Raw genomic sequence first — 18,150 nt, 5'->3', positions numbered from 1 at the left:
TCTTCTATAAAAGAGTAGCAGCAGGATAGAGCCCAACTCCTCCGCCCCTTCCCGTGGGAAGGGGAACGGCTCAAAGGAATTTATATCCCCGTCGCTTGACCGCCTTAAAGCATAACCGAGAGAAATCTGTCAAGGGTGCGAAGCACCGCCTACGGCGGCAGGCCCTTGACAGATTTTCCCGGCTATGCTATCCAACAAACGGCGACGGGGAATTATATATCCTTCGAGCTTCGGGGTGTGGGGCTGCGCCCACGGTCTTAGTCTCGGGTCACACTGGCCCGAAGCCCTGCTTATTTCTCCTTGTCAGCCTTTTTCTCCGGCTTGACCTGTTCCTTCTGCTGTCCCTTCCAATCGTCCAGCAGTTTGATGATCTGGTCTTTCATTTCCCTCGGGGTGGCTTCCGCGCCAAAATATTTCCCCAGCTCTGCACCTGTTAAAATCACTTTGTCTACCTCCTTCTTATCCTCCATCATGATTCCGTCAATCACGTCACCATTGAGCAATTTCTTTTCGTCAAGCTCCCTCATGCGTTTGGCCTGTGCCTGTGTGGGGGAAGCCTGCTGGCTGTCAATGGAGACAGCGATATAGTTCTGGTTTTTCTTATTGATATAGGAGAGTTCCACGGCAGTCGTGAAGCCGATTTTCTTATCGTCCACCAGCTTCATTAAATCGGGAACCAGCTCATTGAGCCGGATAAACCGCTGAACCTGTTTGACCGCCATCTTGTTGCGCTCTGCCACAATCTCATTGGAGCGTTTCCCGGCCTCCTTCGGGTCAACATGGCCCGAAGTTCGGGTTCCCTGATGTTTGATGGCCTCCAACTGCATTTTCAGGGCCTTTGCCTTTTCACTGGGAAGGATTTCCTCACGCTGGTTTAAGTTGTCCTCCACCATCTGCGTGATGGCTTCATCATCGGTCAGGTTACGGACAATACAGGGCATGTCCGTGTAGCCTGCCAGTTCGCTGGCCTTCTGGCGGCGGTGGCCGGATACAATCTCATAGCCGCCGCCCTCCAAGGGCCGGACGATAGCGGGCTGTGTCACGCCCTTGTCCTTGACGCTGGAAACCATGGCCCGCATTTCTTCATCGTCACGCACACCGAAGGGGTGGTTTTTGAAGGCGTGGAGCTCATTCAGCTTCAGATAGACAATCTGTTCCTCTCCCCGGCGGGGTGCCTCCTTTGGCGGCTCCGGGGGCGTGGGTGCCGCCTGCGCCGGGGCGCTGGCTCCGGGAGCTCCTTTGGAAACCGGAGCTGTACTTTTTGATTTTCCCGGTTTTACGGGCTTTTCCTTTGTCTCCTTTTTGGGAGCGGCAGTCCTTTTTGTGGGCTCCGGTTTCTCGGCTTTCTTTTGCCCGGTTTTTGGCAAATCAGTTATTTTAGTAATAGAAGCGGACTGTTTTTTGCCGGGAGCGGTAGGGCTGGCCTCGGTCTGTTTCTGCTGGGCCTCTTTGACTTCCTTTACAATATCGCCTAGCTTTTTAGAGCCAGCGGCTTCTGTTTCCTTCACTTCAACCGCTTTCGTTTCATCCGTCTTGTCCTTTTCCTCACCCGGTTGAGCTACAGCCGGAGCCGTGTCCTTGACCTCCTGACTGACAGGCGGGCCGGTGGGAGAGGACTGTTCCTGTAAAGTTTTAGGCTTTTCATCAGCCATGTGTGCATTACCTCCTTTTCGTTGCATGAAAAAAGGCCCAACCATTATGGTCAGGCCCGGTTAAAGGGTTATTTCCTTGCGATAATTTTCGCCTCCTTCCTTTTGGGATAGTAAAAAGGACAGGGCTGGCCTGTCCTCTTTAAGCAAACTAAATATATTCAATCAATGCTATGAAGCAGATATAATCTTTTCATCATACTTGAAAACCGCTAAATCTAAGGCTTTTCGGCTTGTCCACTCATAAATCTCCCTAATGTTCTCAAATGTTACATCATGCTTAGGTCGGCCGCCTGCTCTTCCGCCAAGAACCTTGGTGCCCCGCAGTTTATCCCATGAAAATGAACTGTCGGGCTGACGGCCTACCAGGAAATTGCCTGCGCGCTGTGTGAGCTGTGCAAAGTTTACCGCATAGTCCTCAGCGCCCTGTGCATATGTGTAAATGCTGGCTTCTGAGCCCATAAAGCCGATGTCCGCATCGCCTGAGACCAGGGCGGTCATGACCTTGTCGGCTCCGGCGCCGTTGACCAGGGTTAACTCAAGGCCTTCCTCCTCAAAATACCCCAGCTCGATCGCGGCGTACTGGGGGGCGTAGAATATGGAGTGGGCTACCTCGTTTAAGGTCACCGGAGTAAGGCCGCTTTCAGCCCCCGGCGAATTACAGCCGGTCATGCCGAGCGCCGCAGTGCCAAGCAGCGAAAGGCCAAGCAGCCCGGTGATGAGACGTTTATATGTTTTCTTCATGAATATCCTCCTGATAGAATCTTAATAATACATCTTATTGCATTTCTGAAAAAAAGTGCCTGGCAGGGGACAGTTTCCGAAGGTATTTTTTCAAGGAATGCCATGACAAACATGGGAAACCATGCTATGATAGCAATAGAATATCAGGGGAGAAGAATGTCGTATGAATTACAAAATGATAGTACTGGATCTGGATGGAACATTGACAAACCGGGATAAGGTGATCACGGATCACACCAGGCGCGTGCTGATGGAGGCACAGCGGCGGGGAAAGAAAGTGGTGCTGGCCTCAGGAAGGCCTACCTACGGGGTCATGCCCCTGGCGGAAGAGCTGGAGCTGGACAGGCATGGCGGATACATCCTTTCTTTCAACGGCGGCGTCATTACAGACTGCTGTACGCGGGAGGTGGTCTTTCAGAAAAAACTGCCGGTGGAGTCCAACCGGAAGATCGTAGAGCTGGCGATGGAGGAGCGGGTTGACATCATGACCTATCAGGACGCCATGATCCTCACCAACAACCCGGACTGTCCTTATGCGAAGCTGGAATCACAGATCAACCATCTGAAGATCAAAAAGGTGGACAACATGGCGGAATACGTGGATTTTGCAGTGCCCAAATTCCTTATGATGGACGACGGGGATTATCTCGCCATGGTAGAGGCGCGGGTGAAGGCGGCGCTGGGCAAGAATTTCAGCGTGTACCGTTCTGAGCCGTTTTTCCTGGAGATCCTTCCAAGAGGGATTGACAAGGCGCAGTGTTTGGAGCAGCTCCTGACTGTTCTTGGCATGGAGCGGGAGGAGATGATCGCCTGCGGAGATGGTTACAATGATCTTTCCATGATCCGTTTTGCAGGCCTCGGGGTCGCTATGGAGAATGCGGTGCTGCCTGTGCGCAACGCCGCGGACTATGTGACCTATTCCAATAATGACGAGGGTGTGGCCCATGTGGTGGAAAAGTTTTTACTGTAGAGGTATGGACTTTACGAGTTTAGTGTGCTAAACTAGACACGATGGGTTTGTGCGTGTGAGCCGGACCAAATGAATTGGAAGAAGGGAAAACGGTTTATGAACAAAAAGATTAAGACAGAGGCGGTGGATCATCTGTTTCAGGCGATTCTTACACTGAAAACACCCGAGGAGTGCTACACATTTTTTGAAGATGTGTGTACAGTCAATGAACTGTTATCTCTGTCTCAGCGCTACGAGGTGGCGAAGATGCTCAGGGAGAAGAAGACTTACTTGGAGATTGCGGAAAAGACTGGCGCATCTACGGCGACGATCAGCCGTGTAAACCGTTCACTTAACTATGGAAACGACGGATATGACATGGTGTTTACCAGACTGGCAGGACAAAATGAAAGCGGTGAGGCATAAGCTCACCGCTTTTTCTTTCCGGTTGGCCCGGGCTCTTCTTCTGTCCGGAGCTGGTCGATCATCATCTCGATCATCTGTTTTTTTAAATAGACATCAAAGGACAGTTCGCTGATAAAGGCGAACAGCTGAAGGTATTCGCGGTCTGCCTCCTCCGCATCCTGAAAGGTAGTGCGGGAAGCCTCAAACTTGTTCTTCACATCTTCCTTGAGGCGTTCCATCTGGTCATCTTCTAAAGAGAATACCTCCTGGTAAATGTCGGCGAGCGGCGGATTGGCCCCGCCGCTGAAATGCTTTGCGGTGATCGGGCGGAACAGCTGCTCAATGTCGTTGAAGGACAGCAGGTTTTTATAATAATAGATAAAGAGCAGAAGCAGGATATGCTCTTTGGTATATTTTTTCCTGACTGGCGGAGGAAGCAGGTTGTTCTTGGCGTAGTTGTTGATCATGGTCTTGGTCAGGGCCTTGTCCTCAGGGCTCCGTTTGGCCTTTTTTAAATGGTCCTCCATAAAAGAAGTCACCTGGTCCATGTATAAGTCAATCTCCGGAATCTTCTCCAGCTTGATATAGGATAAGTTGTCCAGCCGTTTTAGAATATCGGCTAATCTTTCGTCATTACTTTTCATATTGTCACCTCTGACCCCATTATATAGTAATAAAAACTAGATGACAAGCACTAAAGTGATTTTTTGAATAAATAAGCCATATGATACATATACTTCTATCAATGGAACAACCTGTAAACATCAAAGGAGGGTATTAATTATGGCAAGAAGGGCAAGAAAGACGCCGCTTGAAAAATATCAGGAGGAGCTTTTGGAAGTGAGCGCTACCATAGAACAGTACGAAAGCTGTCTTGAAACGATGCGGGAGAAAAAGGAGCAGCTTGAGAACCAGATCCTGCTGGAAAAATTCAAAGAGGTCAACGAACTGCTGGAAGGACAGAACATGTCCCTGGATGATTTAAAGGAAATGCTGCAGACAGAAGGCGGTGCGGCGCAGATCGCGTGATAAAATAAATTTTTTTGCTCCTGTTGAATTATGCTGAAAAAGAAGGTATACTGGGAATACTTAGTGACCACGGTATACTAGGAACACTTAGATGACAGGAGGATATTCATATGAAAAAAGTATTAGCTACAAAAGAAGCGCCGGCGGCGATCGGTCCGTATTCCCAGGCAGTCCGTGTGGACAAACTGGTATTCGTATCCGGCCAGCTTCCCATCGACCCGGCTACCGGAGCATTTGCAGGGGATGACATCGCAGCGCAGACCAGACAGTCCCTGACCAACATAAAGAACATTCTGGCCAGCGACGGCCTGACCATGGCAGATGTGGTTAAGACCACCGTACTTTTAAAGAACATTGGTGACTTTGCAGCGATGAACGAGGTATATGCAACCTTCTTTGAAGGCGACTGCCCGGCAAGAGCCGCATTTGAGGTGGCAGCGATCCCGAAGGGTGCGCTGGTTGAGATCGAGGCGGTTGCATTCGCAGAGTAAACGGCGGATCTCTGAACAGTTATCATAAAACAGCATACAGGATCATACAGGACCGGCGCAGGCGGAAAGGTTTGCGGCGGTCCTGTTTTTGTGCTATACTATAACGTACTATACACGGTTAGCGAGGTTTTGGGGAGCTGCGTGTGAGTGCATACATCTAAGTGCAGAAGAAAGGAATCCTACATATTTATGGCAGCTTATGATACATTGAATCCGATGCAGCAGGAGGCGGTTTTCCACACGGAGGGACCGCTTCTGATCCTGGCGGGCGCAGGGTCCGGGAAAACCCGCGTGCTGACTCACCGGATTGCATACCTGATAGAAGAAAAAGAGGTAAACCCGTGGAATATCATGGCGATCACCTTTACCAACAAGGCGGCAGGGGAGATGCGGGAGCGCGTGGACAGTCTGGTGAGCTTCGGGGCGGAAAGCGTCTGGGTCAGCACCTTCCATTCCACCTGTGTGCGTATCCTCCGGCGTTTTATAGAACATCTGGGCTACAGCACCAATTTCACCATTTATGATGCGGATGACCAGAAAACCCTGATGAAACAGATCTTGAAAAAGATGGATTTAGACCCGAAGCAGTTTAAGGACAGGGCTATGATCACCGCGATCTCCAATGCGAAAAATGAGCTTATCAGTCCGGATGAATTTATGGTAAACGCCCAGGGAGACTGGCGGGAGCGCAAGGTTGCGGAGATCTATCAGAATTATCAGCAGGAACTAAAGAAGAACAATGCTCTTGATTTCGACGATCTGATCTTTAAGACTGTGGATCTTCTGCGGACCAGCAGCGATGTGCGCGAGTATTATCAGGAGCGGTTCAAATATATCATGGTGGATGAGTACCAGGATACCAATACTGCCCAGTTCCAGCTGATCTCCCTGTTGGCGGGCAAATACAAGAATCTCTGCGTGGTAGGAGACGACGACCAGTCCATCTACAAATTCCGTGGAGCCAATATTGGCAATATCCTGGATTTTGAAAGTGAATTTCCCGGTGCCCGGGTCATCAAGCTGGAGCAGAACTATCGTTCCACCAGCCATATCCTGGATGCGGCCAATGCAGTGATCCGCAACAACCAGGGCAGGAAGGACAAGACCCTTTGGACAGCCAATGGAGAGGGTATCCCGGTGGTGTTTAAGCAGTATGAGCAGGCCTATGAGGAAGCGGACGGGATCGTGCGGGATATCCTGGCGGACGGCAGGGATTTCCAGGATTATGCGGTGCTGTACCGCACCAACGCCCAGTCCCGCCTTCTGGAAGAAAAATGTATCGCCCACAACGTTCCATATCGTCTGGTAGGCGGTGTGAATTTCTATCAGCGAAAAGAGATCAAGGACATTTTGAGTTATTTGAAGACCATTGCCAACGGTCAGGATGATCTGGCGGTACAGCGGATCATCAATGTGCCCAAGCGCGGCATCGGCGCTGCATCCATCGGGAAGATCACCGCATGGGCATCGGAGCAGGATTTCAGCTTTTATGATGCCTGTGTCAGGGCAGCGGCGGTTCCGGGACTGGGAAAGGCGGCAGGCAAGATTGCGGTTTTTGTAGAGCAGATTGAAGACTTCCGCAGCAGGCTGGAGGAAGAGAAGTGCAGCTTGAGAGAGCTGATCGAGGGAATCCTGGAGGACACCGGCTATAAGCAGGAGCTGGAGGCGGAAGGGGAGATCGAGTCCCAGACGCGCCTGGAAAATATCGAAGAGCTGATCAACAAGGCGGTCAGCTACAGTGAGGAGAGCGAGCACCCGGATTTGAATGAATTTCTGGAGGAAGTAGCTTTGGTGGCGGATGTGGACCGTATGGATGATTCGGAAAACCGCGTGACCCTGATGACGCTGCACAGCGCCAAGGGGCTGGAGTTCCCGGTGGTCTATTTGAGCGGCCTGGAGGACGGGCTGTTTCCAGGCATGATGTCCATCACCTCTGATGACAGGACGGAGATCGAGGAGGAGCGGCGGCTCTGCTACGTGGGGATCACCCGGGCCAAAGAGCGACTTGTCATCACGGCGGCGCGTATGCGCATGGTGAATGGGGAGACCCGTTACTCCAAGGTCAGCCGGTTCGTGGATGAGATACCGGAGGAACTGATCGAGCTGGAGAAGCTGGGGCCGCGTCTGGGACGGAAAGCAGGCCGGGATGAGTTTGACAACGCACAGCTTCCCTGGAACCAGTCCCAGAAGCAGCTCGGAGTCAGCAAATTCGGGATGAAGTCCAATTCCTATGCGTCTCCCACGGCGGGGTTTGGTTCGGGCGGTTTTGGATCAGCGGGATATGGTTCGGCAGGATATGGAGCTGCGGGTCATGGTCCGTCATCTAATGCATTTGACAAGGGGAAATCCGGAACAGGGAGCACAGGCCACAATCCAGGCTTTGGTAAGGCATTTACCGTGCAGAAACCGTCATCCCTGGATTATGGTGTGGGTGACCGGGTCAGCCATGTCAAGTTTGGCGAAGGAACCGTACAGAGCGTGAAGGACGGCGCCAAGGATTTTGAGGTGACGGTAGACTTTGACAGATCCGGTGTAAAAAAGATGTTCGCATCTTTTGCAAAACTCCAAAAAGTGTGATAATTTTTTGAATTTTGAATAAAATAGGATAGTAAAATCAAAGAAATAATGGTATACTCTAAGTAATATATGTGGTTCTGCCACAACAACAGAAAGGACGTGACTACATGAACAGATTTGATACTATGAGCAAGGATGCTTTAAATCGCGTAGAAGAGATCATGAACTCCACCAAGTTAAACGAGTTCTTACACAGAAAAGAGGAAGAGGAGAAGAAGAAAACCTGTATCCTCTGGATTCTCGCCATCATCGGCGCAGTGGCAGCGATTGCGGCGATCGCATATGGTGTTTACCGCTTCTTTACTCCGGATTACCTGGAGGACTTCGAGGATGATTTCGACGACGATTTCGACGACGATTTCTTTGAGGACGAGGACGAAACCACTACAAATTAAAACACCAGGCGTGTCTCGCAGATGGGGGCACGCCATTTTTATGTCATGGCTTCGTTGTATATCCTGAAGCCATATGATGAGAGACAGAGACTGCATGAGAGAAGAAAGGGACAGGAACGTGAAAAAGGGAGAGATTTTTGAGTCGGTTGTGGAGCATATAGAATTCCCCAATAAGGGGATTCTTCATATAGATGGCGAACGTGTTGTGATGAAGAATGCGATCCCGGGCCAGAAGGTACGGTTTGTCATAAATAAAAAGAGAGGCGGCAGATGCGAGGGAAGGCTTTTAGAGGTGCTGGAATCCGCCCCATTGGAGCGGAAGGACGGTTCCGCCTGTCCGCATTTTGGCACCTGCGGCGGTTGCCTGTACCAGAGCCTGCCCTATGAGGAACAGCTGAAGATCAAAGAAAAGCAGGTCAAAGACCTGCTGGACAGCGTCTGTGAGGACTATGAGTTTGAAGGGATCAAGGGCAGCCCGGTCTTTGACGGATACCGCAACAAGATGGAATTTTCCTTTGGGGACGAATATAAGGACGGTCCCCTGGCCCTCGGAATGCACAAACGGGGCAGCTTTTACGATATTGTGACCACGCCGGACTGCCGGATCGTCCATCCGGACTTCTGCCGGATCCTGACTGCGGCCCTTACGTATTTCACAGAGAAGCAGGTTGGGTATTATAAGAAACTCCAGCATGTGGGATACCTGCGCCACCTTCTGGTGCGCCGTGCTGTAAAGACGGGCGAGATCCTGGTGGCTCTGGTGACCTCCGGGCAGACGGAGCTGCTGGGAAGCGGTATGCTGGAGACGGAGCTTCTGGAAGGCTTTAAGGAGCGCCTGCTGGCGCTGCCCCTTGACGGCGCTTTTGCCGGCATCCTGCATATCAGAAATGACAGCCTGGCGGATGTGGTGCAGAGCGATGAGACTACGGTTCTTTACGGAAAAGGCTATTTTTATGAGGAGCTTTTGGGGCTGAAGTTTCAGATCACACCGTTTTCCTTCTTCCAGACCAATTCGCTGGGGGCGGAGGTGCTTTATGAGACAGCCCGCAGCTATGTGGGGGAAACGAAGGATAAGGTTGTATTTGACCTGTACAGCGGGACCGGCACCATCGCCCAGATCATAGCGCCGGTAGCGGACAAGGTCGTGGGCGTGGAGATCGTGGCGGAGGCCGTGGAGGCGGCAAAAGAAAACGCTGCCATGAACGGGCTTTCCAACTGTGAATTCATCGCGGGGGATGTGTTGAAGGTCATCGACCAGGTGACGGACAAGCCCGACTTGATCATCCTCGATCCGCCGAGAGATGGGATCCATCCGAAGGCGCTCGATAAGATCATCGATTTTGGGGTGGACAGGATGGTGTATATTTCCTGTAAGCCGACCAGCCTGGTGCGGGATTTAGCGGTGCTTAAGGAGCGGGGGTATGAGATGGTGAAGGGGTGCGCGGTGGATATGTTTCCTGGGACGGCGAATGTGGAAACAATTGTGTCATTAACCCGCATAAAATAAGGGATTGTGGTGGCTTCATGATATGAAAATGTGGCCTGTGACAACCATTTGACAACCAAATTTTGAGAGGTTGTCAAATGGAAGCCGCTTTTTCAAATATCTCTACACTCTTCGTAGCCATTGCCTCGGTTGCATGAGTGTATATCTGGAGGGTGGTTCTGAAATCGGAATGCCCAAGCCGTGCCTGAACGTCTTTGAGGTCGGCACCGTTCTCAATTAGCAAGGTAGCATGGGTGTGTCGGAGGGAATGGTAGTCAAATGCTAGTTTTAGCTCATTGTGAATTACCCTGCTGCAGTATTTGAAAGAATCAGGGTTGACGTATTCACCATTCTCCCGAACGCATATCATTTCAACGCGCTGGAATGCACACGGAACACATCTTTCTATGGGGATAATCCGATATATAGTGTTTCCTTTTTCGTCTTTTTCTGATTTTAAATAGTGCTCGGTATAATATTCCCCATATAGGAGCCGATTCTTTTTTTGATTCGTTTTAGCACGCTTTAGGACGTGATATAGTGTATCGCCAAATTTTATGGTGCGTTCAGAACTTTTTGTTTTTGTGGTGCTAAAATACCAGGAGGATTTTTCCTCTTTTTTTCCTTTCTGTTCCAGGACCCTTCGGACATCTACTCCATAGTTGCGTTTCAAGACAGTCTTATTTATTGTAATTGTCCGGTTTTCGAGGTCAATGTCATCCCAAGTAAGAGCGAAAGCCTCGCTGATCCTAAGGCCAGTGTAATATCCTATCATGAGAGGGAGATGAAAAATGTTTTCTTCGGGAAATCTGGTAAGTATCTGCTGGAATTCCTCTGGCGATATGACGCATCGCTCTCGTGGCTGACGCTCAAATTTGGGCATTCGGACGCGGGAACATGGATTATCCCGGACGTACCCCAACGGTTCTATCGCATATTCGTAGGCAGTAGATAGTACAGAAATAATCCCGGTCACGGAAGTTTTTGCAAGCCCTTGCATTTTAAGTTTGTTGACGTATTCCTGAACGGACGCGACGGTCAGTGCTTTTAGCCTGTAAGATCCAAACTGTGGTTTCAGGTGCTTTTCGATTATTTGAATATAACCGAGCTGCGTATTATACTTCAAATTCATTTTGCAGTAGTTATCGAACCAATAATCCAGGTAATCTGCTATACTGATTTCTGAAGGCGTGAAGGCCTGGCCGGATTCGTTATATTCGTTCATAGCCTTGGTTCCAGCGGCAAGGGCATCTGCTTTGGTGCGAAATCCACCCTTTGATATTGATTTGCGTTTTCCATCAATTTTGGCTGCCTCAAAACTGTACTGCCAGGTAGATCCACGTTTTCTTGTCCTGAGTTGTCCCATGGTATCATCCTTTCATTTCGTGAGTTGCGATATCGCAACTGGTTTTAGGGTATAAAAAGAACGCCCTCTTGCCAGGACGCTCTGAAGATGATATAATTTGGGTGTGAGTCAGATTATATCATGCTGGAGCAGTCCGGCAAGAGAAATCTATGTGAAAACCGTTTTGGTGTTACCAGCACCGGGGCGGTTTTGCATTTAATCCAATCTATTAATTCTATAAAGAATAAATAATATGAGATATTTTCTTGTTCATAAACGCCTGCATTTCTTCTTTGTTTAAATCGTGATAGTCAATGGAAAAGTTATTATAAATTTGTGGTAATAACTCAATGGCAAACAAATTAGCCTCGTATTCTTTAATATCTTTTGTTTCATTGGTACTTTCAAATAAATTTAATTCTTCTTTGTACTGTAATAAAACGTGTCCCAATTCGTGAGCGCAAACGATTTTTTTACTGTATGAGTCCAAAGAATCCGAAAGATAAATATTTGCTTTAACAGTATATAGTTTTTCCTTACGTTGATTTATTGAACTAGCTAAAGTCTGCTTCACATCTGCAAATCCATGTAAATTAGACCCCAACTTAACGGAATAAACTTTAAAGCCTAGTAATTCACAAATTTTAAAAGGATCAGTTGTTCTAAAAAGTGTTTTACAATTAGCAATAGTGGATTTGATTTTTTGATATCTTGTGGGTGAAATTTCCATACACTATATTATTTTCCTTCCGTCCATATTACATTAGCCATTGAAATTATGTCTGCATCAGTTAACTTATCTATTTCCCATGCTGCTAATAACTTGCGTGATTTAAGAAAATCTTTTGCTTTATTTACGTCGTTAAAATAACTTATAGGAGTAATTGTACAAGAAGTTTGGTTCGCAGAATCTTCTATTTCTGATTCTGGCAATTTATTGTTTTTATCTTGCAAAGACTGTAGTAAGCGCTCCTTTTCGAGACGTTGCTGTTTGATTTCGTCTTCTTTTAAAGATAATAATTCCGAATCTACAATTGCTTTAGCATAACTATCTATGCGTAATTTTAAAGTATCTAGTGTGTTATACTTAAGTCTACATGTAAGTTCATCTGTTGACATAAACGGTTTGTGTTCCGGGTCATCTCTGTATATGCGATATCCTAAACTATTAAGATAGGCCATAAATGCCTGTTCGGAATTAGGAGATGCTTTACGTTCCATTGGGACATCATACCCCATAAGCCAAGCTTCATTTACATCCAAAGCTTTTGCAAGCAGGTATATGTTTTTTTGTTTGGGCTCATACGCCCCTGAAATATACGTGCTGATAGAAGATTTTCCTATTTTTGTTTTTTCAACTAGGTCTGCTTGCTTTAATTGTCGTATTTCCAATGCTTCTTTTATTCTTTCAGAAATTGTTGCCATGATTTTTACCTCCGTATATTAACTATAACATGGAAGTTCAGAAAAAGCAACAAAAAAGTTCAGAAAATAGGATTGACAAATAGTGGCAGCTAGAGTATACTTGGGTTCAGAAACACGAACAAAGGAGGTGGATAGGGAGTGGCGTTTGAATATTTAGAACTAATTCGATTAATTAAATACAAGTTTGGAACGCAAGATAATTTTGCGAAAGCACTTGGCATTGGGCGGGTTTCATTAAGCAAAAGGCTAAATAATAAGCTCGAGTTTACCCAAGACGAGATTGCAAGGGCGGTAGATCTTCTTGATATGCCTAAAGAATTGATTCCGGAGTATTTTTTTAACAAAAAAGTTCAGAAACACGAACAGCGTAAGGAGGATGTATGAACGAGGTTAAGGTTTTCGCAAACGAAGAATTAGGCTTTAAGGTAAGAACTATTCTGAACTCAGATGGAAGTATTTCTGTTAATGCCGAAGACACGGCTATCGGATATGGTTGGACAAAGACCGAAACAAAGAACGGTCGGATTTATACCAGTGTTAGGTGGGAGAGAATGAACAGTTTTAGTGCTGAGTGTGGTTTCGCCCACGAGTGGTCGAAAGAAGAGTATCTTCCTGAAAGCCTATTTTACATGTTGGGCTTTAAGGCGGGGAATGACCGGGCATTAAAATATCAACAATGGTTGGCTGCGGATGTGCTGCCGTCAATCCGAAGAACTGGTTCTTATCAGATAACAAAAATGTCTCCGGAGGAAATGATGAGAATCCAGCTGGGGATGCTGGATGAGCAGGGGGAGCGTCTGGGAGGTGTAGAGAGCCGAGTGGACAAGCTGGAGAATACCATGACCATTGACTATGGCCAGCAGCAGGAACTTCAGTCGCTGGCAAAAGCCGTTGCTGTGAATACTGTCGGAGGGAAGAAAGCCAGGGCATATACATACCAGTACCCGCCGGCAGACGAGAATGATAAGCAACCCAAAATGTATGGGATGGTCATCTCAAGGCTATGGCATGATTACCAGGATTTTTTTAGCGTGAACTCATACAAGAACACTCCGGTGAAGCGACTTGATGAGGCATTAAAATACCTGAACAATTGGCAGCCACCCATCAATATGGAACTGGAAATCGGACGAATTAACAGAATGGAGGATTCAGAGAATGGAAATTAATAAGTCGGTAAGAAAAACGAATTATGAACGTGGAATGAAGCATGGAGCAAATGTTTACTGCGGGCAGGACTTAAGGGATTTTATAGGTATGAGCATCAGGGATATCACATCGGATGATATAGACTCGAATGTCGTTATGTGGCTGGAAGATGAAGAGAGAAGCATAGCGATATATTTTGATGACCTGTGCTTTGACGGGGAGCATATTAAAACCGTGGATCATTCAGGGGGAGTGTCACAATCTTTGTTACGTGAGGTCACTGAAGCGGACTTAAAAGAAATCTTGAAAATGGAAGGCTATTATGATATCGATGTTTATGATTGTGCAGACTCTGATAAAAAAATAGGGGTTAATCATATGTACTGCAATAACATTAACCTTGAAGGAACTGATGATTTTGCTGTGAAAAGCTTGTATGTCTTTCTCGATGGAAGAATCATGACCGAAAAAGAGTTATAGGAGGGGAAAACATATGGTAGAGCCTTACAAGCCAATTTACACAGTAAAAGAGGCCGCGAAAGTTTTGAAGGTCAATCCGAGTAAGGTGTATGAGCTGATTAACACCAAGAAGCTGCCATATTTACTGCTGGGGCAGAAGAAGATACGCGGCAGCGACCTGGAGCAGTTCATCATAAAGTACCCGGAGGCGGGAGTGGAAGAAGCTGGAGAGGAGGAGCCTGCTGATGAATGATATAAGATTCTGGAAGGCAACGACTGCATTATGCTTCGTTTGTTGGATAGCAACGGAAATAGCGCTTTTATATTTATATGGAAGGTGGTGAAGGTATGGGAAAGAGTAGGGCGAAGAGACCGACCAGGGAGCAGAAAATACATATGGATAGGGCAGGGCTGATTGCACGGAACTGGCTGGTCATCCGGCTAACGCCGGAGGAACTGCGGCTGGTGAGCAAAGGAACTGGCAGGAGCCGGACGCTTAGGAAGGGAGGATGAACAGGATATTCAGGGCAAGAACGATTGCACAGTATAACATCAAGAAATGGTTGGAAGTCAATTTCTATGCCGGAAGCCTGACCGTTAATCCGATTGGTGACACGGATGTACTGATTGTGGATAGCAGTGGTAATTCGGCGATTGTGAAGTATGAGGATGGGAATATCTATCTTAAAGACGACGATTCCCCAGGAGCGGCAACTCCCAGGGAATCAAGGTAACTAATAAATAATCATACCTGTATTGTACAGGGAAATTGGAGAAAATGTCAAGCTATGGATAAGAAAATATTGCAGGTTTATGAGGATTCACTGGAAGATCAACCAATGGCACACGAGGAGTTAAAAGTTGCATATCGGAATCTTGGCAGAGCACTGGATGAGTACATTGAGGAGATACAGAAAAGTGCATTCTACTGGGGTTATGAGGTGGGTAGAAAGGCAGGTGAATAACATGGCATACGGATACCAGAGACCGGATCCCAAAGAACAGTTCCGTTCCTGGCTGCGCTACCAGTCAGAGCTGATCGTGATCGCGGCACAGGAAGGATACACCGAGGAACAAGCTGTTGAGATGCTGAAAGCGTACTATCTGGCAGGGATCCAGACAAACACCGGGTGCATTGGTGGGAACTATTAAAAACAGGCCCCATGGGAAGCTGGAACTTCCTACAGGGCCAGAGCAGCCAGAGGCCGCTAAATCAAATAAAGGATTCCATCTTGATGATAGCATAATCCGGCGAGAAAAGCAAAAGGAGGATTTTATAAAATGAGATTTCCGGTTGAAGAAGATAAGTTTGTAGAACGTTGTTTGAAGGCGCTGGGTGAATATGATGACGGTGACATAGAATGGGCACATGCAATAGCCGCAAAATTGAACCAGGCATACTATAAAGGCTTGGAAGATGGCCGAAAGGAGACAGCAGAATGCAAAAAGTAATCATGATCCCCGAGGATCGCTATAACAAGATGATGAAAAGCTACGATGAAGCCATGACAGAGCTTGCGGAACTTAGAAAGCAGCTATCGGAACTGAGTGGGCAAACAGTTGATCTCAGCACAGACAGGGGCAGGGGATCAACGCTGCAGGACAGATAATGGAGGCAGGAGGTTATGACAAACGAACAGCTTGTTTCTCAGATCAAGGCAGGTGAGAAAGTAGAAGAAAACATGGAGGCACTGTATAAGCAGGTGCGCCTGTTCATCCATTCCATGGCGCTTCGGTACCGGGAAAGCGGTGAGATGGAGGATCTGGAGCAGGAGGGGTATCTGGCCCTTTATCCTGCGATTGCCGGTTATGACCCGGAGCAGGGGACGAAGTTTCTTACATACGCTGAATATCATATACGGCAGCGGATGAGGCGCTACCTCCAGCAAAGCGGCAGCGTCCTGAGGATCCCTATGGGACAGGATGAGAAGATCAAGAAATATAAAAAGTTCTGCAATGCCTTTCAATTAGAGCATGGCAGGGAGCCCTCAGAACGGGAGACAGCGGCCCTTATGGGGCTTACCCTGGAACAGGTCAGGGAGATACAGGAAAATGCCTCTATGACGCAGCTGGGAAGTCTTGATGCTCCGGTAACGGGGATTGATGGCGGTGAGGATACCACCATGGGAGACCTCGTAGCGTGCCCGGAAAGCCTGGAAGACAAGCTGGTGGAACAGATACAGGGTGATCAGTTAAAAACGGCTCTGTGGGGCTGTGTGGACGCCCTACAGGACCGCCAGGCTGAGGTGATCCGTCAGAGATACCAGGAGGGCATGACACTGGCAGAAATCGGACGGCAGAATGGCATAAGCCCGGAGGCAGTCCGGCAGATCCATACCAAAGCGCTGCGGGAGTTGAGAAAGACGAAGCACTGCAGTAAGATCCGGCCGTTTTTGGATGAAACAGAGATCTATGGTATGGTCTTGGCCGGGAGCGGTGTGGACCGGTTTCAACAGACCTGGACAAGCAGCACGGAGCGGGCCGCATTCCAGGTGATGGACTGGGAAGCGAAGCGTCAGGAGCGGATGGAGCTGCTGGAGAAAGTGCGGAGGAATGTTGCGACGTCGCAACAAGGAGGGAAATGTGGAGAAAAAGGAGATAAAGCAGACGGTGCTGGATTACATAAACAGGAATGATTCCGTCAGCTATGCGGAACTGGAGTGGCTATTTGAGCAGAAAGGTTATGACTATAAGGGAGATCTGATGGCCTGTTCCGATCAGAATGAGCATGTTGTGTTATGGTCCGGATGGAGCCAGGAAGCTTTTGACCTGTTGGGGGAGCTGATCGGGGATGGCCTGATCCATCGGGTACCGGCAGATCCCCTGGTATACCTGATCGATGGCAAAGGCCTGCGGCTGCCTGTAGTAAAGCGGTTTATCCCGTACAAGACAGATCACTGGCTGCCGGCGGTCTTCCAGATGGGCAGCAGGACCGGTGCGGGGGGCGCAGGATGAAGAAAAAGTGGCATGTCATTATCGCGGTCCGGTCAGGGCGCCAGAGAGCCTGCGTGAGATATACGACGCGGGCTGACATTTACAGGATGATCAGACAGGGCCGTGCCATTGAGAGCAGAGGTTATACAAATGCATGGGAGGCCATAGTGACGGCACTGATCTATGATTACCAGTGGGCAGCCTGGCTGTACTATAAATTCTATGGGATGTAAGATGACTGTAAAGTGAAAATTTAACAGTTTCTTTTTTAAAAAAATAGTTGAGGGAAATTAGCATTTTATTGATAATCACATCAAAAACCTTATCCGCTGGGTTTTTAAATTGTACAAATGGAAAGCAACAATGAGATAATATATGCGAGCGCTCGAGAATTATTAAAGGAGGCAATCGCATGAGTGTAAAAGAATTTGTTATCCAGGTAATTGTTGGGTTAGTGGTTAATGGGCTTTATTCCTTAACTGTGATGATGTTATGTAGAGTGGTATAAAAGCCAGAGAGGAGGCCGGAGCGGTGGCCACCGTGACAGGATATCCTGGCTCCTTTCATAAAGATGGAAAAACAAGATTTGGAGATTGTTGAAATGGAGAAAATGAAAGAGGTAACGCCAAAAGAAGCTGTTGAATTGTTGGAATCTAAATACCATATGGAAGGGAAGATAGACAACGTGCTGGAATGTCTTGCGATAAGACATACGGCGGTTGAGGCATTGAAAAAACAGATTCCACAAAAAACCATAATCAAAATATTTGAGGAAGATGTGGACGTTGGTAGGGTGATTTTTAAAGCAGGTACAAAGGTTCATCATTGTCCTGAATGTTTATCTGTTGTTACTGGTTCACAAGTTTTTTGTAGTAGATGTGGACAGGCATTAATTTGGTAAACTGAAATTTAGCATTTGTGGCATTGGTGAAAACAGCAGTGATATAGGCTGTCTGCAAGTATGCATGTAAGACCACAACATAGGGAAAAGGGTAATGCGTCCGGCGTGTCCGGCATTACATAGTATTTGTCCAGAGCTTATTGTGTCACGACAATGCCAAAGGACTGCCTCCGCTGACTTTAATTGTTGGCGGAGGGGAAAAGAATCTACTA

26 protein-coding genes and 1 pseudogene are annotated in these 18,150 nt (G+C 47.7%); 21 read left to right on the top strand and 6 right to left on the bottom strand.

Annotation, left to right across the window (positions count from 1 at the left end; all coding sequences use genetic code 11):
* Nucleotides 1–290: 290 nt before the first annotated feature.
* On the bottom strand, nt 291–1,652 hold the full coding sequence (locus AB1I67_RS18205) for a ParB/RepB/Spo0J family partition protein (protein WP_367031468.1): 1,362 nt from the start codon (nt 1,650–1,652) through the stop codon (nt 291–293).
* A 252-nt stretch (nt 1,653–1,904) separates the two neighbouring features.
* Nucleotides 1,905–2,321 (bottom strand): annotated as a pseudogene (locus tag AB1I67_RS18200) (ABC transporter substrate-binding protein); the annotation flags it as partial.
* 235 nt (nt 2,322–2,556) lie between these two features.
* Here AB1I67_RS18200 and AB1I67_RS18195 point away from each other — a divergent pair.
* A complete protein-coding gene (locus AB1I67_RS18195) occupies nt 2,557–3,363 on the top strand; it encodes a Cof-type HAD-IIB family hydrolase (protein WP_367031466.1) in 807 nt (268 codons plus the stop codon).
* A 96-nt stretch (nt 3,364–3,459) separates the two neighbouring features.
* Nucleotides 3,460–3,768, top strand: coding sequence for a YerC/YecD family TrpR-related protein (locus AB1I67_RS18190; protein WP_367031464.1), 309 nt, complete (start codon nt 3,460–3,462; stop codon nt 3,766–3,768).
* A 2-nt stretch (nt 3,769–3,770) separates the two neighbouring features.
* Here AB1I67_RS18190 and AB1I67_RS18185 read toward each other — a convergent pair whose 3' ends face one another.
* Nucleotides 3,771–4,391, bottom strand: coding sequence for a DUF1836 domain-containing protein (locus AB1I67_RS18185; protein WP_367031462.1), 621 nt, complete (start codon nt 4,389–4,391; stop codon nt 3,771–3,773).
* Nucleotides 4,392–4,530: 139 nt separating this feature from the next.
* On the opposite strand from AB1I67_RS18185, the gene AB1I67_RS18180 reads away from it, so the two are divergent.
* The 5 genes from AB1I67_RS18180 (at nt 4,531) to rlmD (ending at nt 9,746) form a co-directional block, all read left to right on the top strand.
* Nucleotides 4,531–4,776: a hypothetical protein gene (locus AB1I67_RS18180; RefSeq protein WP_367031461.1), complete on the top strand. Its 246-nt coding sequence runs from the start codon at nt 4,531–4,533 to the stop codon at nt 4,774–4,776.
* Nucleotides 4,777–4,886: 110 nt separating this feature from the next.
* Nucleotides 4,887–5,267 carry a RidA family protein gene (locus AB1I67_RS18175; RefSeq protein WP_367031459.1) on the top strand — a complete coding sequence of 127 codons (381 nt, stop codon included), beginning with the start codon at nt 4,887–4,889 and terminating at the stop codon, nt 5,265–5,267.
* Nucleotides 5,268–5,456: 189 nt separating this feature from the next.
* Nucleotides 5,457–7,844: a DNA helicase PcrA gene (gene pcrA / locus AB1I67_RS18170; protein WP_367031457.1), complete on the top strand. Its 2,388-nt coding sequence runs from the start codon at nt 5,457–5,459 to the stop codon at nt 7,842–7,844.
* A gap of 107 nt (nt 7,845–7,951) precedes the next feature.
* The gene (locus AB1I67_RS18165) at nt 7,952–8,239 is read left to right on the top strand and encodes a DUF4366 domain-containing protein (RefSeq protein WP_367031455.1); all 288 of its coding nucleotides are present in this window, start codon (nt 7,952–7,954) and stop codon (nt 8,237–8,239) included.
* Between the two features lie 94 nt (nt 8,240–8,333).
* Nucleotides 8,334–9,746 (top strand): 23S rRNA (uracil(1939)-C(5))-methyltransferase RlmD, encoded by a 1,413-nt coding sequence (rlmD, locus tag AB1I67_RS18160; RefSeq protein WP_367031453.1) that lies wholly within the window; start codon nt 8,334–8,336, stop codon nt 9,744–9,746.
* A 73-nt stretch (nt 9,747–9,819) separates the two neighbouring features.
* On the opposite strand, the gene AB1I67_RS18155 is transcribed toward rlmD, so the two are convergent.
* The 3 genes from AB1I67_RS18155 to AB1I67_RS18145 form a co-directional block, all read right to left on the bottom strand.
* On the bottom strand, nt 9,820–11,091 hold the full coding sequence (locus AB1I67_RS18155) for a site-specific integrase (protein WP_367031452.1): 1,272 nt from the start codon (nt 11,089–11,091) through the stop codon (nt 9,820–9,822).
* 214 nt (nt 11,092–11,305) lie between these two features.
* Nucleotides 11,306–11,800 (bottom strand): ImmA/IrrE family metallo-endopeptidase, encoded by a 495-nt coding sequence (locus AB1I67_RS18150; RefSeq protein ID WP_367031451.1) that lies wholly within the window; start codon nt 11,798–11,800, stop codon nt 11,306–11,308.
* Between the two features lie 8 nt (nt 11,801–11,808).
* Nucleotides 11,809–12,495, bottom strand: coding sequence for a helix-turn-helix domain-containing protein (locus AB1I67_RS18145; RefSeq protein ID WP_367031450.1), 687 nt, complete (start codon nt 12,493–12,495; stop codon nt 11,809–11,811).
* 138 nt (nt 12,496–12,633) lie between these two features.
* On the opposite strand from AB1I67_RS18145, the gene AB1I67_RS18140 reads away from it, so the two are divergent.
* From AB1I67_RS18140 to AB1I67_RS18075, 14 genes are all read left to right on the top strand, one after another.
* A complete protein-coding gene (locus AB1I67_RS18140; protein WP_367031449.1) occupies nt 12,634–12,879 on the top strand; it encodes a DUF739 family protein in 246 nt (81 codons plus the stop codon).
* On the top strand, nt 12,876–13,664 hold the full coding sequence (locus AB1I67_RS18135; protein ID WP_367031448.1) for an ORF6C domain-containing protein: 789 nt from the start codon (nt 12,876–12,878) through the stop codon (nt 13,662–13,664). The genes AB1I67_RS18140 and AB1I67_RS18135 overlap by 4 nt, the downstream gene beginning before the upstream one ends.
* Entirely contained in the window at nt 13,654–14,124 is a 471-nt protein-coding gene (locus tag AB1I67_RS18130) for a hypothetical protein (protein ID WP_367031446.1), read from the top strand. The genes AB1I67_RS18135 and AB1I67_RS18130 overlap by 11 nt, the downstream gene beginning before the upstream one ends.
* A gap of 13 nt (nt 14,125–14,137) precedes the next feature.
* The gene (locus AB1I67_RS18125; protein WP_367031444.1) at nt 14,138–14,356 is read left to right on the top strand and encodes a helix-turn-helix domain-containing protein; all 219 of its coding nucleotides are present in this window, start codon (nt 14,138–14,140) and stop codon (nt 14,354–14,356) included.
* A gap of 95 nt (nt 14,357–14,451) precedes the next feature.
* Nucleotides 14,452–14,616, top strand: coding sequence for a hypothetical protein (locus AB1I67_RS18120; protein WP_367031443.1), 165 nt, complete (start codon nt 14,452–14,454; stop codon nt 14,614–14,616).
* A complete protein-coding gene (locus AB1I67_RS18115) occupies nt 14,613–14,837 on the top strand; it encodes a hypothetical protein (RefSeq protein ID WP_367031441.1) in 225 nt (74 codons plus the stop codon). The genes AB1I67_RS18120 and AB1I67_RS18115 overlap by 4 nt, the downstream gene beginning before the upstream one ends.
* Before the next feature lie 54 nt (nt 14,838–14,891).
* Nucleotides 14,892–15,068, top strand: a complete 177-nt coding sequence (locus AB1I67_RS18110) for a hypothetical protein (protein ID WP_367031440.1) — start codon at nt 14,892–14,894, stop codon at nt 15,066–15,068.
* Between the two features lies 1 nt (nt 15,069).
* Nucleotides 15,070–15,255 carry a hypothetical protein gene (locus AB1I67_RS18105; protein WP_367031438.1) on the top strand — a complete coding sequence of 62 codons (186 nt, stop codon included), beginning with the start codon at nt 15,070–15,072 and terminating at the stop codon, nt 15,253–15,255.
* A 129-nt stretch (nt 15,256–15,384) separates the two neighbouring features.
* Nucleotides 15,385–15,555 (top strand): hypothetical protein, encoded by a 171-nt coding sequence (locus AB1I67_RS18100; protein WP_367031436.1) that lies wholly within the window; start codon nt 15,385–15,387, stop codon nt 15,553–15,555.
* The gene (locus tag AB1I67_RS18095) at nt 15,543–15,713 is read left to right on the top strand and encodes a hypothetical protein (RefSeq protein WP_367031434.1); all 171 of its coding nucleotides are present in this window, start codon (nt 15,543–15,545) and stop codon (nt 15,711–15,713) included. Before AB1I67_RS18100 ends, AB1I67_RS18095 begins: the two co-directional genes overlap by 13 nt.
* A 15-nt stretch (nt 15,714–15,728) precedes the next feature.
* Nucleotides 15,729–16,739, top strand: a complete 1,011-nt coding sequence (locus AB1I67_RS18090; protein WP_367031432.1) for a sigma-70 family RNA polymerase sigma factor — start codon at nt 15,729–15,731, stop codon at nt 16,737–16,739.
* Complete coding sequence (locus tag AB1I67_RS18085; protein ID WP_367031431.1) at nt 16,687–17,058, top strand: hypothetical protein; 372 nt, start codon at nt 16,687–16,689, stop codon at nt 17,056–17,058. The genes AB1I67_RS18090 and AB1I67_RS18085 overlap by 53 nt, the downstream gene beginning before the upstream one ends.
* Nucleotides 17,055–17,270 (top strand): hypothetical protein, encoded by a 216-nt coding sequence (locus AB1I67_RS18080; RefSeq protein ID WP_367031429.1) that lies wholly within the window; start codon nt 17,055–17,057, stop codon nt 17,268–17,270. Before AB1I67_RS18085 ends, AB1I67_RS18080 begins: the two co-directional genes overlap by 4 nt.
* 368 nt (nt 17,271–17,638) lie before the next feature.
* The gene (locus AB1I67_RS18075) at nt 17,639–17,938 is read left to right on the top strand and encodes a hypothetical protein (protein ID WP_367031428.1); all 300 of its coding nucleotides are present in this window, start codon (nt 17,639–17,641) and stop codon (nt 17,936–17,938) included.
* Nucleotides 17,939–18,150 lie beyond the last annotated feature (212 nt).

Origin of the sequence: Clostridium sp. AN503, assembly GCF_040719375.1 — a bacterium.
Lineage (GTDB): Bacteria > Bacillota > Clostridia > Lachnospirales > Lachnospiraceae > Brotaphodocola.
This window is presented reverse-complemented; position numbering and strand designations above follow the sequence as displayed.